The organism is Pseudoalteromonas sp. A601, from assembly GCF_002165575.1.
Lineage (GTDB): Bacteria > Pseudomonadota > Gammaproteobacteria > Enterobacterales > Alteromonadaceae > Pseudoalteromonas.
This window is the reverse complement of the sequence record NZ_MXQF01000012.1, coordinates 91,576-108,466: the sequence shown is the minus strand read 5'-3', so window position 1 is coordinate 108,466 and position 16,891 is coordinate 91,576. Positions and strand designations below refer to the sequence as shown.

At 39.8% G+C, this 16,891-nt stretch carries 15 protein-coding genes; 3 read left to right on the top strand and 12 right to left on the bottom strand.

Annotated features, from left to right (window positions below; translation table 11 throughout):
* Positions 1-22 precede the first annotated feature (22 nt).
* Both B5G52_RS12010 and B5G52_RS12005 read left to right on the top strand, forming a co-directional pair.
* A complete protein-coding gene (locus tag B5G52_RS12010) occupies positions 23-931 on the top strand; it encodes a histone deacetylase (protein WP_087532892.1) in 909 nt (302 codons plus the stop codon).
* A gap of 56 nt (positions 932-987) precedes the next feature.
* Positions 988-1,659: a hypothetical protein gene (locus B5G52_RS12005; RefSeq protein ID WP_087532891.1), complete on the top strand. Its 672-nt coding sequence runs from the start codon at positions 988-990 to the stop codon at positions 1,657-1,659.
* A gap of 65 nt (positions 1,660-1,724) precedes the next feature.
* Here the strand turns inward: B5G52_RS12005 and cyoE are convergent, their stop codons facing one another.
* The 8 genes from cyoE to B5G52_RS11965 form a co-directional block, all read right to left on the bottom strand.
* The gene (gene cyoE / locus B5G52_RS12000) at positions 1,725-2,609 is read right to left on the bottom strand and encodes a heme o synthase (protein ID WP_087532890.1); all 885 of its coding nucleotides are present in this window, start codon (positions 2,607-2,609) and stop codon (positions 1,725-1,727) included.
* A gap of 45 nt (positions 2,610-2,654) precedes the next feature.
* Entirely contained in the window at positions 2,655-3,014 is a 360-nt protein-coding gene (cyoD, locus tag B5G52_RS11995) for a cytochrome o ubiquinol oxidase subunit IV (RefSeq protein WP_087532889.1), read from the bottom strand.
* On the bottom strand, positions 3,014-3,634 hold the full coding sequence (gene cyoC / locus B5G52_RS11990) for a cytochrome o ubiquinol oxidase subunit III (protein ID WP_087532888.1): 621 nt from the start codon (positions 3,632-3,634) through the stop codon (positions 3,014-3,016). The genes cyoD and cyoC overlap by 1 nt, the downstream gene beginning before the upstream one ends.
* Entirely contained in the window at positions 3,631-5,634 is a 2,004-nt protein-coding gene (gene cyoB, locus B5G52_RS11985; protein ID WP_087532887.1) for a cytochrome o ubiquinol oxidase subunit I, read from the bottom strand. Before cyoB ends, cyoC begins: the two co-directional genes overlap by 4 nt.
* A 2-nt stretch (positions 5,635-5,636) precedes the next feature.
* Positions 5,637-6,551, bottom strand: a complete 915-nt coding sequence (cyoA, locus tag B5G52_RS11980; protein ID WP_087532886.1) for a ubiquinol oxidase subunit II — start codon at positions 6,549-6,551, stop codon at positions 5,637-5,639.
* Between the two features lie 253 nt (positions 6,552-6,804).
* Positions 6,805-7,218: a hypothetical protein gene (locus B5G52_RS11975; protein WP_087532885.1), complete on the bottom strand. Its 414-nt coding sequence runs from the start codon at positions 7,216-7,218 to the stop codon at positions 6,805-6,807.
* 855 nt (positions 7,219-8,073) lie between these two features.
* Positions 8,074-9,774: a D-lactate dehydrogenase gene (gene dld / locus B5G52_RS11970; protein WP_087532884.1), complete on the bottom strand. Its 1,701-nt coding sequence runs from the start codon at positions 9,772-9,774 to the stop codon at positions 8,074-8,076.
* A gap of 298 nt (positions 9,775-10,072) precedes the next feature.
* On the bottom strand, positions 10,073-11,395 hold the full coding sequence (locus tag B5G52_RS11965; RefSeq protein WP_087532883.1) for an outer membrane protein transport protein: 1,323 nt from the start codon (positions 11,393-11,395) through the stop codon (positions 10,073-10,075).
* 315 nt (positions 11,396-11,710) lie between these two features.
* On the opposite strand from B5G52_RS11965, the gene B5G52_RS22380 reads away from it, so the two are divergent.
* Entirely contained in the window at positions 11,711-12,049 is a 339-nt protein-coding gene (locus tag B5G52_RS22380; RefSeq protein WP_087532882.1) for a hypothetical protein, read from the top strand.
* Here the strand turns inward: B5G52_RS22380 and B5G52_RS11955 are convergent.
* The 4 genes from B5G52_RS11955 to parC form a co-directional block, all read right to left on the bottom strand.
* On the bottom strand, positions 12,009-13,229 hold the full coding sequence (locus tag B5G52_RS11955) for an HD-GYP domain-containing protein (RefSeq protein ID WP_087532881.1): 1,221 nt from the start codon (positions 13,227-13,229) through the stop codon (positions 12,009-12,011). The genes B5G52_RS22380 and B5G52_RS11955 overlap by 41 nt on opposite strands.
* Positions 13,230-13,388: 159 nt before the next feature.
* Positions 13,389-13,724 carry a ribonuclease E inhibitor RraB gene (gene rraB / locus B5G52_RS11950; protein ID WP_087532880.1) on the bottom strand — a complete coding sequence of 112 codons (336 nt, stop codon included), beginning with the start codon at positions 13,722-13,724 and terminating at the stop codon, positions 13,389-13,391.
* Positions 13,724-14,437 (bottom strand): 1-acylglycerol-3-phosphate O-acyltransferase, encoded by a 714-nt coding sequence (locus tag B5G52_RS11945; RefSeq protein ID WP_087532879.1) that lies wholly within the window; start codon positions 14,435-14,437, stop codon positions 13,724-13,726. Before B5G52_RS11945 ends, rraB begins: the two co-directional genes overlap by 1 nt.
* Positions 14,438-14,590: 153 nt before the next feature.
* Complete coding sequence (gene parC / locus B5G52_RS11940) at positions 14,591-16,882, bottom strand: DNA topoisomerase IV subunit A (protein ID WP_087532878.1); 2,292 nt, start codon at positions 16,880-16,882, stop codon at positions 14,591-14,593.
* Positions 16,883-16,891: the final 9 nt, after the last annotated feature.

Sequence of the window (16,891 nt, the reverse complement as noted above, 5' to 3'; positions counted from 1 at the left end):
AAATTATTAAAAATGCGCTGTTATGACTTTAAACCCACATTTGCCTCTGGTTTATCATCCAAATTACTCATTTAACTTTGATCCTAAACACCGCTTTGTGATGAGTAAATTTGCTAATTTATATCAGCACGTAAAACAGCTAGGGCTCGTTAATAACAATTTAACTCAACCAAGGCTCGGTAGTCCAGATGATCTTGAGCTCGTCCACTGCGCAAATTATTTAGCTGACTTATGGCATAATAATCTCGAAGAAAAAGCCCTAAGACGCATTGGTCTACCTTGGTCAGAACCACTTATAGCCCGTACTTTTACAGCGCCACTTGGCACTCTTGAAACAGCACGTCTTGCGCTTAAAAGTGGTATCGCCTGCCACTTAGCTGGCGGGACTCATCATGCGCATACAGATTTTGGTTCAGGATTTTGTATGGTGAACGACCTTGCTTTTACAGCACAAACCCTTATACAAAACCGTGAAGTGACCAATGTACTTATTTTTGACCTCGACGTACACCAAGGTGATGGCACCGCAGCAATGCTTACTCACCAGCCTTATGTCTATACTTGCTCAATTCACTGCGAAAAGAACTTCCCATTTAGAAAGTCCCCCAGCGATTTAGATATTGGTCTGGCAAATAACATGCAAGACGATGAATACCTAGGTGTAGTAGATGACACATTGCAATTTTTGCTTAAGCAGCTCAACCCCGATTTAGTGCTTTATGATGCCGGTGTTGATATATGGCAAGAAGACGGTTTAGGTAAACTCGACATAACCTGGCAAGGTATTGAAAAACGAGATAACTTGGTTCTAAAACGCTGTATTGAGCATAATACACCAGTGGCAACCGTGATTGGTGGCGGCTATGACCGAGACCATTTGCGTCTCGCCCAGCGCCATGCCATTGTTGTAGAGCAAGCAGCACGTTTTTAATCATGTTAGTACAAATTTAAGCTACACTTTAAACCTATAAATTAATTGAGGTTATTATGCGATTTTTATTTTTTATGTTGCTGCTAGGACTACCAACTGTAGCGTATTGCGAGGAAGAGGCAAAAGAATTACCACCTATAAACCCAGCTTATAATGCAGAACATGCCATGGCATTGGTGAATCAGGGTTCACGTATTTTTGCCGTCAATCTTCCCACATACAAACAACCTCACGATGTGCAAATCGTATACAAAATAGAAAACCCCGATGTCGCTTTTTTAAATGTTGTAAGAGGTGCAGAACTGATAACAATTAAGCCTAAGCCATTTAATATCCAACGTTTAATGCGTGATGAAGAGATTACAATCACTGCTGATGTGTATAACGGTGATTCCCGCCGCGATGGCATCTTAGTATATAAAAATCGCACCATAGAAATGAGTAAACGCCTCTATGCACGAGAGCTGAACGATTTAGCTGAGTCATCGCAATGGCAAGATTATGATTTAATCACTTTAAAAGAAAATGAGCGCATTTACATTCATAAAATAAGTCAGGCTCCTAGCTATAACCACCTTATTTATGTTGATCTAACCAGTGCCTGTTTGCAAAAATTCCGTACTTCTAAACGTGTGCCAAAAGAAAGCGAGTTAACCTATAAATTCATTAACTGCGGCACTTTAAAGCCACTTTATTTTGATAGCGAAGACTTGCAATTAGAAAACTAACACATAAAGAAAAAAGGCTCCTCGGAGAACTCAGAGCCTTTGTTAACTTTGGAATAAAATTGGTTTTAATTAAGTACAAATAATTGGGATGGCACACTTTGGTAATCAACTGCCATAGCAATGCTCAAAGCAGTAATATTAAGGATTGAAAACGCAAACACTTGGCGCGCCCATCCACTAATATCAATATTGCGGCGATAACCTCTTAGTGCCATTAATAACCACCAAAAGCTAGTGGTGCAAGCAACCGCTAAAAACGCCATACCGGTATAACCGCCAATTGTTAAGAGCATCACCACTAACGCATATACGGCGATATATAACACAATATGGTGCTTTGCTTTATCAATACCGTGCGCTACTGGCAGTACTGGAATGCGTGCAGCTTGGTAGTCTTTATAGCGAAAAATAGCAATCGCGTAAGAATGTGGCATTTGCCATAAACTAAACATTACCAGTAAAATTAATGCGCCAACATCAAATTGTGCTGTCACGGCGCAATAGCCCACAACAGGGGGGGCAGCGCCTGATAAACTCCCTACAAATGTGCCATACACTGAGCGACGCTTCATGTATAAGCTGTAAATCCCTACATATATCACATAACCAAAAGCAGCAAAAAAAACGGCAATCCAGTTAGTAAAAATTACTAGTAGAGCAAAACCTAATACCCCAAGCGCAGTAGCATGTAGTAAAGCTGCTTTAGCTGACATTTCACCGGTTACAGTCACCCGTGTTTTAGTACGCGCCATAAACCTATCAATATCACGGTCAATCACATTATTAATCGCACAACCTGAAGCTACGACCAAAGATAAACCCACTAATGTTGCAAGCATTAACCAGCCATCAATACTCCCTTGCGAAGCAAGTAAAAAACCACCCGCAACCGAGATGACATTGCCCATAATAATACCGGGTTTAGTGACCTTTAAGTAACGACGAAACATCTTCTGTCCCCTTTTCTTTTCTGTTAACAATGTACTAGCTGGGGGCTAGTACATCATCATGGCGTTCGATTCGTAGATGATCCACACCGACAGCCCTACCACCATCACGATGATCAAAGCACTAAAAATAAACGATAATGAGCTCGCTTTACCCTCCTCAGTTTTAAAGTTCAGATGTAAGAAGTATTTTAAGTGCACCCAAATTTGCACAATGGCCATTATGACGATGCAGGCAAAGGTCGTTGGCTTTGAGAGCGTACCATTCATGACCGCCCAAAATGGAATCACCGTCAGTACAATCGATAAAACAAAACCAATTAAATAATCTTTAACGCTGCCATGTGTAGCTGCATTGTCGCTTTGTGTTTGTAGCTCGTTTAAAGCATGAGATTCACTATGGCTCATTACATTACCCCCATTAGATATACAACGGTGAAAACACAAATCCATACCACATCTAGAAAATGCCAAAACAAGCTGAGGCAACTTAAACGGGTAACGGTGGCAGACTTTAGACCCCGCCGTGATATTTCAATCATCATCGTTGCCATCCAAATTAAACCTGCCGTCACATGCAAGCCGTGTAAGCCAACTAATGAGAAGAACGCAGATAAAAAAGCACTCTGCTGTGGGCCATTACCATGAGTAATTAAGTGATTAAACTCATAAATTTCCATAGAGATAAACACAGCACCTAAAGCAAAAGTAGCCGCTAACCACGCTAACGTCGCAGCCTTTTTCTGGGCACGGGCAAAGATCATCGCAAAACCAAAGGTGATACTACTTAAAAGTAATGCTGCGGTTTCAAGCGCTACAAAATCCAGTTCAAAAATGTCTTTGCCTGACACACCACCAGCGGTATTCATATAAAGAACAGCATAAGTGGCAAAAAATGAGGCGAATAATAAGCAGTCGGTCATTAGATAAAGCCAAAAACCAAATACCGTGTCACCACCGGTATCATGATGCTCGTGAGCATGGGCATCATGATTGATGATATTCATATCAGTAGGGATCGAACTCATGCGCTGAACTCCTTACCTTGGTTAAATGTTGTTGCACTGGCATTATGTGCACTTTCAATTTCAAGAATTTCTTCTGGTTGCACATAGTAATCAATATCGCTGGTGTAACAGCGTTTAAAGAATACCGCGGCTCCAGCAATAACACCGACAATTGCCAACCACCAAATATGCCAGATCATGGCAAAACAGAATGTGGTAAAACAGGCACTCATCATCACCCCTGCCGAGGTGTTTTTTGGCATGTGGATTGGCGCGTAACTCGACTTTTGCTGATACGCTTGGCCTTTCTCTTTCATGTCTGTCCACGTATCTATGTCGTGAACATGTGGGATCGTTGCAAAGTTATAGTACTGTGGTGGTGATGAGGTAGACCACTCAAGCGTATGACCATTCCACGGATCACCTGTTGTATCTTTTAATGCTTCGCGGTTTTTAAAGCTAACAAACAGCTGCACCACTTGAAATACAATGCCGAACATAATAATCACCGCTCCAACAAAGGCGATATATAACCAGATATTCCAATCAGGGTTGTTAGAGTGATTTAAACGTCGTGTCATTCCCAAAAAGCCAAGCACATACAAAGGCATAAATGCAACAAAGAAACCGACTAACCAGCACCAGAATGACGCTCTACCCCACCCTTCATGAAGTTTAAAGCCCATAGCTTTAGGAAACCAAAAAGCAAAACCTGCTAAGTAACCAAATACCGCACCACCTATAATCGTGTTATGGAAATGTGCAATTAGAAACAAACTATTGTGTAAGACATAGTCAGCGCCAGGAATAGCAAGTAATACACCTGTCATACCACCTACTGTAAAGGTGACCATAAAACCTAGCGTCCATAGTACTGGCACGGTAAACCGTAATCGACCACGGTAAATAGTAAATAGCCAATTAAATAACTTCACACCGGTGGGTACCGCAATCACCATGGTCATTACCCCAAAGAAGGCATTGACATTAGCGCTCGATCCCATAGTAAAAAAGTGATGTAGCCACACGATGAAGCCCAAGATTGAGATAGCACCACTGGCATAAACCATAGATTTATACCCAAATAAACGCTTACCAGTAAAGGTAGAGATGACTTCGGAAAAAATACCAAAAGCAGGTAAAATCAATATATACACCTCAGGGTGACCCCAAGCCCAGAACAGGTTGATATACATCATGGCGTTACCGCCCGCTTCATTAGTAAAAAAGTGAAAATCTAAATAGCGATCCAGTGTTAGCATAGTCAGCACAGCTGTTAATATTGGGAATGACGCAGCGATTAAGATATTTGCCCAAGTGCATGTCCAAGTAAAAATTGGCATTTGCATTAAGCGCATTCCAGGTGCACGCATTTTAAATACAGTGACTAAGAAATTTACTGCTGTTAACAACGTACCAATACCCGATATTTGTAATGCCCAAATATAATAATCGACCCCGACCCCCGGGCTAAAGGACATCTCCGATAATGGCGGATAAGCCACCCAACCAGTTCTTGCAAACTCCCCACAAAATAGAGAAATATTAATTAATATTGCTCCACCTGCGGTTAACCAAAAACTTAAGTTATTTAAAAATGGAAAGGCCACATCACGAGCACCAATTTGCAAGGGCAAAATAATGTTCATTAAACCAATCATAAATGGCATCGCCATAAAGATGATCATGATCACACCGTGAGCTGTAAATATTTGATCGTAATGCTCTGGTGGTAAATAACCCGGTGCACCACTTGTCGCGAGCGCTAACTGTGCTCGCATCATAATGGCATCAGAAAAACCACGAAAAAGCATAATAAGCGCAAGAATGATATACATTACACCTAAGCGTTTATGATCAATCGAGGTGATCCAATCGTGCCATAGCACACCCCATTTGTTATATTTTGTAACCAATGTAGCTATTAATGCTGCTGCAATCACTACTACCGCCATTGTCACCATTAAAATGGGTTCATGGAACGGAATTGCATCTAATGTTAATTTTCCAAATAACGACATAATTATTCCTCGCCTTCACTATGCATTGTGTGACCACTGTGTTCAGGCAATGCTTTATGCTTCTTGTTCATATCACCATGCGCCTGCATATATTTCATAACAATAGTATGAAACAAGCCCTCTTCAACATCGCTAAAATAGCTAACAGGGTTATTTTCGCTAGGCTGTGCCAATGCATCGTAATCCGCTTTATAAAGTGTATTTTTTTGACTTTTAACCTTGTTTACCCAAGTATCAAAGTCAGCTTGCGTTGGTGTAGCAATGGCATTGAATTTCATGCCAGTAAAACCTGCGCCGCTGTAGTTAGCAGAAAAACCTTTAAACGTGCCTGGTTCATTAGCGATTAAATGCAGTTTGGTTTCCATACCAGCCATAGAGTAAATTTGGCTACCCAGTTGGGGAATGAAAAAAGAATTCATGGTGCTTTGCGAAGTTATTTTATATTCCACAGGAACATTGGCAGGAAACACGAGTTCATTCACAGAAGCAATGCCTTGCTCTGGGTAAATAAACAACCATTTCCAATTGAGCGAAACTACTTCTACCGTTAAGTGCTCACCTTTACCTTCTAACGGTTTATATGGGTCAAGCTCTTGGGTAGATTGCCAAGTAATAACACCTAATATAATGACTATCACAATAGGAATAGCCCATACCGCCGCTTCAATTTTTGTTGAATGTGCCCATTTTGGGGCATATACTTCATGATCTTGTCCATCGCGATATTTCCACGCAAAGTACAGCGTCATAACTATTACTGGAATTACCACTATGAGCATTAATACAGTGGCGATGATAATTAGATTTTTTTCGTCTATTCCGATTTGCCCTTTGGGATCAAGCACTCCACCTTTACAGCCGGTCAGTGCCAGTAAAAGAGTGCCTAGAGCACTATTACATAGATTTCGATTTAACAAATGACTACCCTACAACTTACAGCCAAAATACGTTGCGATGCGTTCAAGCAATAAAGTTTGACGTAAAATGGTTATATAATTTGATGCGAGCTGCTTAGTTTTTACATAAACAACGCTTTATATTTCTCAAACAGCTTTACAGCAAACCCAAAAGCTTGAATGAGTTAATTAGGGATGGTTGAATAACAGACACACTGCTGCTATCTATTTTGAGAATAAAGCTTGGTATTGACTTAACTAAATTAGATAGCATTCAACCGTTAAAGCTAGGGGGAGCGCGACAACCATGGGCATGGCTTGTAATTTGAGACTTTAGTGTTTGGACAAGTGAAAAGGTCGTTTTACGTAAAATAATACCCGCACGACGTGATGGGATATAATGAAATAGTAACCAACATAACCCGATAAGTAACTGACACGATATTACAGGGTAAGTTAAAAAACTAAACACATTAACTAAAGATGACTCATAAACAGCCCCTTCGGTTAATAAGCTTTTAAGCTCTATAGCATCTTCAATTGCTCCACTGGCAATCATAGACAAATTAAGCAGTAAGATTAAAAATACAGATAAAAGTTCTCGTCCAGCAAGTGTTGCACGCACAGCCAATTGCCAACGACCTAACGTTGTTAATATGCAGGATGGCGAACACGTATTTAAACTCAAACGAATAAAACCTTACTAAAAAATGTTGTTCATATACTATATTTTTAACTATGTATGGATGATCTAAATCAATAAGCTTTCAGTAAGTACTGAAAATTCGTTCAGAAGTATAACAAAATCAACATACGCTACAAGGAAAAAATAATAAGAAAAATATTTAGGTTATTGTATTTAGGAATAAGCAATATTTAGGGGAGAAATGTATACAGCAGATATAAAAACAGCCCAAGCTTAAAAAAACTTGAGCCGCCTTTGACAACATCTTCACACACAATTATAAAGATTCGGTTTTAAGTGCAATCTGTGCACTTTAAATTCATTGATGAAAACTGGGTTCATCTAACTGCGTGGTGGTTAAAATAAAAAGCAACTCAAGCCAAGTTAATCCCTAACTTGAGTCGTCTTTTTGACAACATCTTCACACACAATTATAAAGATTCTTTTCTTAGCCTTAAGGCTGCAAACTCATGACATTTATAACTTGGCTTAGTAGCCGAAATAAGCAGTAACCTGTTTTGGTTAGTCCTATTGTTTGCTTGACTATAAATTTAGAGTAATAGCTCTGCTGTGACAACTGATAAAAATAAACTCAATAGATGAAAAAAATTAACTCATGCTATTTTAGCCCACTTAGCTATAAGTAGAGCTGATATACATATTAATTTAAGAGCTGACATTAAATTTAATTATCTTAAAAATCAGATGGATAAACAATAAAGCCGATTTAATTAAAAAGTAGTTAAGAAAAGCAATTTCAGAAAAATAATTTTATTCCCAACAATTTATTTAATTTTTGGGAATAAAATATTTAGAGGATAAGAAAACAAAAGAATTTACAAAGTTAACACTTTATTATCAAGACCAATGTTTACACTTACTTGTTTTACCTATACCTGGATTAAAAGAATTGGTTGGATCAAGTTCTTTATAAAATGATCTTAAGGCACCTTTAGCTAGATATTCATGGCCCACATTATGCTCGGCAGGATATTCTGCACCACGCTCATCAAACGTTTGTAAGATTTTATTTTTCACAGCCTTTGCATCAACGCCTTTTTTCATAATGTAGTTTTGATGCATAACATGACAAAATAAATGCCCGTAATAAAGTTTCACTTCTATTTGGTCATCTAACTCTTTTGGTAGTTGCTCAAACCACTCTTTTTCATTACGGGGAAATGCTACATCTATGGTCATCACATCACCAAGCTCTTTAGCGCGCATTGCATGCATACGCCCAATAGCGCCGCCGGCTACAAAGCGATGTAAAATTGCTTTTTTACCTTCATCTTTAGTGCATTCGAAGTAACTGCCTTCGTTCTCTTTAAAAAACTTATCAAAGTAAGCTTTGGCTTCGTCAACTCCATCACCACTCATTTCAACTATCCAATGGTGTTCATATTTATCACGAAAGTTTTCCATTCTTCTAGGTAAGTGATTTGGCCATAAATAACTCAAATACTGCATAACGCGCTCTGAGAACTTAGTCGGTAAAAATGAAAGCTTATCAGCAATACGATCAACGCTTCGCTTCATAGCGAACATCTTAGGAATGAACTTTGAACCTAGTTTATCAATCACTAAAAACGTATCTTTGCCGTATTTTTTACATGCATCATAGCACTCTCTATGGATGTACTCGCCTGAAACAGGCAGAGTCTTAAAGGATGACAGCATATCCCGGCGAATTTGCGCTAATACGTTAGCGTCATTAGTACCAAGGTAAAATACTTGATATTTTTCAGGAATAGGAAATGTATCCATGCGTACAGCAAAAACAGCTAACTTTCCTGCACAGCCTGAGGCTTGATATAAGCGACGTCCGTCATTATTGAATCGTGATGGTGTATCTGCATCAACATCTCTAATACGTTCGTGATATTCATTATCAGATGCTCGTTGCTCGCCAAATTCTACATCTTTCTCAGTGTAGTTTTTATTTTGTAAATTTGTCAAAATATCTTCTGGAGTATCACCTAGGTGTATGCCTAAATTGTTTACTAAAGATAAATGACCTTGCTCATCTATTTGAGCGAATAAAGACAGTTCAGTATAAGCAGGGCCACGCTGTACTAAAGCACCACCAGAGTTATTACAAACACCACCAACTATAGAAGCACCGATACACGACGAACCAATAACCGAGTGTGGTTCACGACCATACTGTTTTAATACATCTTCTAAACCAAATAAAGTCGCCCCAGCCAGACCAACTATTTGCTTTGCATTATCTATTAACTGGACATCACTTATACGCATTGTATTAATCACAACAATAGGTCGATCATAGTCATTGCCATTAGGTGTAGAGCCACCGGTTAGTCCCGTATTAGCCGCTTGCATTATCACTATCACATCGCTTGCAACACACGCCTTTAACGCTTGCCAAACTTGAACTAATGTTGCCGGTTTTATCACCGCTAAAGCGTTACCAGAACCAAAGCGAAACCCTTTGCAGTAGGGTTGCATTTTCGAATCATCAGTTAGCGTAAATTTACTACCTACAATTGTGTTTAATTCTTGGATTAATGAAGTATGTGCTGAGCTGCTAGTCATTATTATTCCTGATGTAGTGATATTTAGTATATGCCGACAATATACTATCAAAAGTTGAGTTGTTATCTATATAGAAACTAAAATAATCGTTCGACTCCTATTTTATTTCAATTATTTTGCAATATAAGAACAAATTATTCCAGTGAATGCAGATTAGATTTTTTCACTTAAAGATATAGTAGGTCATTAATGACCTACTTATAAAGCAGTGAAAACAAAAAAGCCGCGTTATGAAACTTCATAACGCGGCTTTTTTGTTTTATATCAGAAAGCGAATCGCCTCGCTTAGCAGAAAAGGTTAAAACGTGTAGTTATACTGTGCACCAATTAACACTGCATGGCCTTTTGATTCAAAGCCCCACTGCTGACCCTGGTTATCTGATTCAGTGAAATTCTGTGTTTTACCACGTAAAATACTCATACCAATATCTAGGTTTGCCTGCTCACTCATTGTGTAGTTAGCACCAAATGAGTACCAAAAACGATCTGTATCTGGGATAGAAATTGACATATGGTTTTTATCAGCTGGAGACTCATCATATGCAAGGCCTGCACGTAATAAAACGGCGTCATTAAACTGGTAGTCACCACCAATTGAATAGCGCATTGAGTTCGAGAAGTTCTCATTTTTTGAGAAACCAGGTTCATCACGCCCATCAACATCTGCTTGTAGCTTTTGGAAACTACTCCAGCCGGTCCATAAAACACTATAATGTAAGCCTGCTTTTTCATCTAACTGATGTGAGCCTGAAAACTCAGCAATTGCCGGCAACGTAATCTCAACGCGACCAGGAAGGCTTGCCCCACCAGAGCCAACACCTAAGCCAACTGGAAGCTGACTTGAAAACTCGCCTTCAAAAGTGATATCTGTTTCGCTACGATAGTTAAAACCAAAACGACTATTTTCGTCAAACTGGTACATACCACCTATATTCCAACCAAACCCGTAATCGTCTCCCTCTAAATGCACAGCCTCAGCTTGTGATGGAACACGAAAATCTGGAGGTAACAACCCAGCTTGCGATAATTGATCAAACTGAGCTTGAGTTTGCTCTGACGTAGCACCAAAATTACGAACAATTTTTGCATCTGCATAAACATAGTTAAGGCCAAGGCCTACGCTAAATTGTTCATTAATTTTATATGAACCACTAACATTCATGTTTACAGTCACAATCTCGGTTTCACCAGCAAGTTGCCCTGCAGGGTAATCGGCTTCAAACTCAGTTGATAAACCAAAATTTGAAAACGCACCAAATCCGACAGCAAACTTGTCATCGATAGGCATAACAAAATAACCCGCAGGAACGAATGCAGCAGGAGCAATGCTGCTATCATTTAATTGACTTGGGTTTACAGATGAATTACTCGCCTGCGTACCACGTAAGCTAACGTCAGGGATTACGGCGATACCAGCTACACTTAGTTGATTTTCTTTAAAAATAGACATAAGAGCGGGATTACGAGCAACGACAGAAGCATCATCAGCAACTGCAGCTTCACCTGCATACGCACGGCCTAAGCCTGAAGCATTTTGCTCAGCTAATTGAAATGCCGCTGCAAAAGTATCTGCAGACATAACAGCAAGAGATGCTGCAATAAGAGTTTTAGTAAATTTCATTGTGTTTCCTTAACCAAAGCAAAGCTTGGATACCCATTTAGTTGTTCTTAACCTGTGCACAGGTTATTTAGGATCAAGTAATTATTTTCAAAACTTCGCTACACTACCTTAATTTTTTGTAAAAAACTTCATGAATATGGCAAAAAATGGCAAAAAATAGGGTTTTTAACTACACTTTAACATTTTTTTAAAACTCATCGGATGAGAAATGTGATATTAGAGTTAAAGCTCTAATTGTAATTAATTATCATTTACATTGACTTGGTTAATCTGCGCAATTAGACTATTTGCAAACACCAGTGAAGGGGGATAGCTGTGGAAATAGTATTAATTATTATGGCCCTTGTTTTTTGTGGAGGCAGCGTATTTAGTTTTTGTAAAGCAAACTTTTGCGCATGTACCAGAGCCGGTGAATGCGATAACCCTGTTAATCATTATTGGTTAGGAGCGATAGTGGCTGCTTTTATAGCTTTACTATGTTGCTGTGGTGCACTTCACTCGGAGAAAGGCACACTACTATGGCTAGTATTAATGGTGAGTTGTTTTAGTGGGGCATTATTATCCGCAAGACAGTCAACCAAAAAGCACTGTGATAAATCAATTACAAAAGATACTAAACCAGCAAGTGCTCTTTTAACAAACGAGCCAAATTAAGCTGATAATCAAGGGGCTTTATGCTAGCGAGGATTTTTAAATCATGCTCAGGCGACGTTAAGTCAATATCTTTTGCCGTAACATGGTGGTTATGCTTAGCATTGTAAAATATTTTAACTTTAGGCTTAATTGGGTTTTGATGGTTTCCTTCAGTGACTAACGCTAAACGTTCATTGTTTAGCTTAACTATGGTGCCAACTGGGTGTACGCCTAAACATTTAATAAACCGCTGTACTAATTCACTATCAAATAAGTGCTTACTACCCAGTAAATAGCGTAAAACATTGATAGGTTCATCTCCTAATTGATGCGGCCTATCAGAGCTCATCGCATCATATACATCGACAATAGCCATGATCCTAGCCGGGCGACTTAACTTCTCTCCAGCTATTCCTCGCGGATAACCGCTACCATCTAAGCGCTCATGATGATTAACTATCATATCAAGCATCAATGGCGTTATTCCCTTTTCACCTTTTACAAGCCCAAGGCTCTGAGCAACGTGCTTTTTTATTGCCTGCATCTCGAGCTCGTTCACTTCTTCAGGCTTAGAGAATATTCCCTGTGGTAATTTAGCTTGACCTAAATCATGTAACAATGCCCCCATTGCCAGCTCTTGTACGATTTCTTCTTTATAACCGAGATACTTAGCAAAAACTGTCACTAAAATCGCGCAATTGGTCATATGACGCCAGTTATACATATTCTTATCTTTGAGCCGAGTCAGAATTGTCATGGCATTATGATTTCGAAATACTGAAGCAACGATATCTTTGGCGATATCGTCTAATAACGAGATATTCATTTTCAAACCCGATGTTACATCGCCATATAAACTTTGTAACTTTCGGTTATGCTGCTCATAGCTAACGCTGGCTTTGGCAAACTCTTGCTCAACAGAAACTACTTTTTTTTCTTTTTCCTTTGCTTTACCTGGTTGCGCTTTTTCTGCGGTGGTATCAGGTTTTTCCTGATATTTAGCAGGAATCCCTACGTCACTTTGGGTAAAGTCTATCAGTAACTCTTGCACACCTTCAGAGATAAGGCGTTGAATAATCGATTTATCGCGGACTAATCCACGAGTTTTAATTTTTATACTATCAACGCCTTCATACTGTTTGCTAACACTGTCAACAAACATACCTGGCACAAGCTCGGAAATAGGAAGGGTAATGAGCATAAATAGCAATAAGTTACTTTTTTCAATAATGGCTTTTTATTATCAACTATCCAGTATAAATGTCTATAACTAAAAGCAGGAACAATAAATAAGTATGAGAAAACTGGCGGGTTGGTAAATTGCTCTAGGCCCTAGTGGCTAGGACCTAGTGGCTAGCACTTATTCTTGGAAATAAGTACCCCAGCCGTCGTACTCAACACCGGTATCAACAGCAAGTTGAGCAAGCTTATCAACGTCTTCCATAATTACGTCTACGTCTAACTCAGCTTCAACAACTATATCAAACCCCCAAATTTTAGCGCCATCTTCAAGCTCTAATTCAGCAGGTTCTTCAACATCATAGCCTAGTTTAAACGCAGCAAGTGCGGCTTGCTCAAGTTTTACGAAGTCTTCACAAACAAAATGGTGCTCTACTTCATATAGGATTTCAGGATCAGAGCCATCTTCTAATAAAGAAGTTACGATGTCTTCACTAATTTCACGCCAATTTTCCATTACTTTTCTCTCACTTGCGCATCTAATTCGGTAATTCTAGCTGCCATTATAGCGTGAACGCGGCTTGCGTGCTCACGCGCACTTATCTCTTTATCAAGGTGCTGTGGTGCTAACATGTCAATGTAGATTGTACCATTGTCCCAGCGGTTTAGTTTAATGGTTTTATTCGTTGTACTCATACACACGGGTATAACTGGAACCTGTGCATTCAAAGCCGTATGAAATGCCCCTGTTTTAAAAGCCAATAGGCCTCGGCCATAGCTACGCGTTCCTTCAGGAAACATCCATACAGATAAACCATTTTGTTTGATTTTTTCAGCTGCTTTTGAAATCGTACCCGCCGCCTTTGAACGATTCGTCCTATCTATAAGAATATTTCCAGACAGCCAATAAAGCTGACCAAAGAACGGGATCCATTTCAAACTTTTTTTACCTAAACTTACACAGTTTTCTGGCACTGCAGCGGGTAATGTAAATAAATCATAATTATTCTGATGATTTGCTAAGTACACAGCAGGTCCTGCACTTTGTGCTTCGCTGTGGCGTGTAATAATGAGTTTAACACCAAGCATTTTAGCCATTGAGCCAAACCAACTTGCAATAATATGTACATTATTTTTATGAAATGGTTTAACTAAACACAATATTAAGCCGCAAAAGCAGCTCAACAAAATAAACAAAGCCATGATTAAGATACGAATAAAAGCTAGCAAAAATACTCTCCAATAATTAAAGCGCGGGCATTATAGCGTTATTTTAGTCGCTAAACGAGAGTTTAGCGCACACTTGTAAGCTTAAATTAATTTATCCTTTAAAAACAAAAGGCCTGCATTAGCAGGCCGTATGATTATAAAGTATAGCTGTCTTTATTCTGGCTGAGAGGATTCGTTTATCTCGTCATTTGGCATGAACTCAACTTCAGCCTCATCAACACGTTGTAAGCCTCGTGGTAGCTTATTTCCGCGACGCCCCCGTTCTCCGTGATAATGCTCAAGATCACTCGGTTTGAGTGTTAACTTACGCTTACCTGCATGCAGTGTCACGCTAGAGCCTTGTGGCACGACTGTGAGCACTTTTACAAACTCTTCACGAGCTTGCACTTTTGCACTTGGGATGGAAATTATTTTATTTCCTTTACCTTTGCCTAGTTTTGGTAAGTCACGCAATGGGAAAAGCAACATCCGCCCTTCATTTGAAATAGCCATGCAGTAATCTGTCGCTACATCATTGACGCGGATCGGTGCAAGTAACTGCCCACCTTTAGGCACACTTACAAGTGCTTTACCGTTTTTGTTTTTACTGACTAAATCAACAAAGTCAGTAATAAAACCATAACCTGCATCAGAGGCCATCAGTAATACTTGTTTATCTTCTCCCATGACAACATGTTCGAAGTTAGCCCCTGCACTGAGGTTGAAACGCCCCGTCATTGGCTCGCCTTGGCTTCTCGCTGATGGTAAGCCATGTGCATCGGTAGCGAATGCCCGTCCTGCTGAATCTAAGAACACGGCAGGTTGATTGCTCTTACCACGCGCAGATGCTTTGTATTCATCACCCGCTCTGTAATTTAAGCCCTCAACATCTAAATCATGGCCTTTACCGACTCGTGCCCACCCTTTTTCAGATAATACAACCGTCACTGATTCTGAAGGGATTAAATCTTTTTCGCTCAATGCTTTTGCTTCAATACGCTCAACAACAGGCGAACGACGATCATCGCCGTACAACTCAGCCGCTTCTTGAATTTCTTTTTTCAGTAACGTCGACATACGACGATCTGAACCTAAAGTAAGCTCAAGCTTGTCACGCTCTTTTGCTAACTCATCTTGCTCACCGCGAATCTTAAATTCTTCAAGTTTAGCTAAGTGACGTAACTTTAATTCTAAAATTGCTTCAGCTTGAATTTCAGTTATATCAAAGCGCTGCATTAAAACTGGCTTTGGTTTATCTTCTGAGCGAATGATCTCGATAACTTCGTCGATATTTAAAAAGGCGGCTAGTAAACCTTCAAGGATATGCAAGCGTGCAAGTACTTTGTCTAACCGGTATTGCAAACGACGACGCACTGTTTCGCGTCTAAAGACTAACCACTCAGTCAAAATACTGCGTAAGTCTTTAACCTGCGGGCGGCCATCAAGGCCAAGCATATTTAAATTAACACGGTAGTTTTTTTCAAGATCTGTGGTGGCAAATAAGTGAGCCATTAACGGCTCTGCTTTAATGCGATTTGAACGTGGAATAATCACTATACGCGTTGGGTTTTCGTGATCTGACTCATCACGTAAATCAGCCACCATTGGCAGCTTTTTCGCATTCATTTGCGCGGCTATTTGCTCAAGGACCTTACTACCAGAGCATTGATGTGGCAATGCAGTGATAACAATATCACCTTGCTCCTGCGTATAAACTGCACGCATTTTTATTGAGCCACGCCCAGTCTGATAAATCTTTTGAATATCTGCTTTTGGAGTGATTATTTCAGCATCAGTTGGATAATCTGGAGCATGAACTAATTCAAGCAACTCATTCAGCTCAGTTTTTGGTTTATCAAGTAATAAACAGCATGCGCTGGCCACTTCTCGCACATTATGCGGTGGAATATCTGTCGCCATACCAACTGCAATGCCGGTAATACCGTTTAATAAAATATGTGGCAGTCGAGCGGGTAGAACCTGTGGTTCATCCATGGTGCCATCAAAGTTAGGAGTCCAATCAACGGTACCTTGGCCTAGCTCTTTGAGCAGCACTTCCGAGAATTTGGATAAACGAGCTTCAGTATAACGCATTGCTGCAAATGACTTAGGATCATCCGCCGCCCCCCAGTTACCTTGACCATCCACTAATGGATAACGATAAGAAAACGGTTGCGCCATTAACACCATAGCTTCGTAGCAGGCACTATCACCGTGAGGGTGATATTTACCCAATACATCACCGACGGTACGTGCTGATTTTTTATATTTAGCTGCAGCCGATAATCCCAGCTCACTCATCGCATAAATAATACGGCGCTGGACCGGTTTTAAACCATCGCCAATATGTGGCAATGCCCTGTCCATGATCACATACATGGAATAATTCAAATAAGCGTCTTCTGTAAAACGCCCCATTGTTTGTTGCTCAACTCCTTGCATCAGCAAGGTATCTGTATCACTCATCAAAGCCTA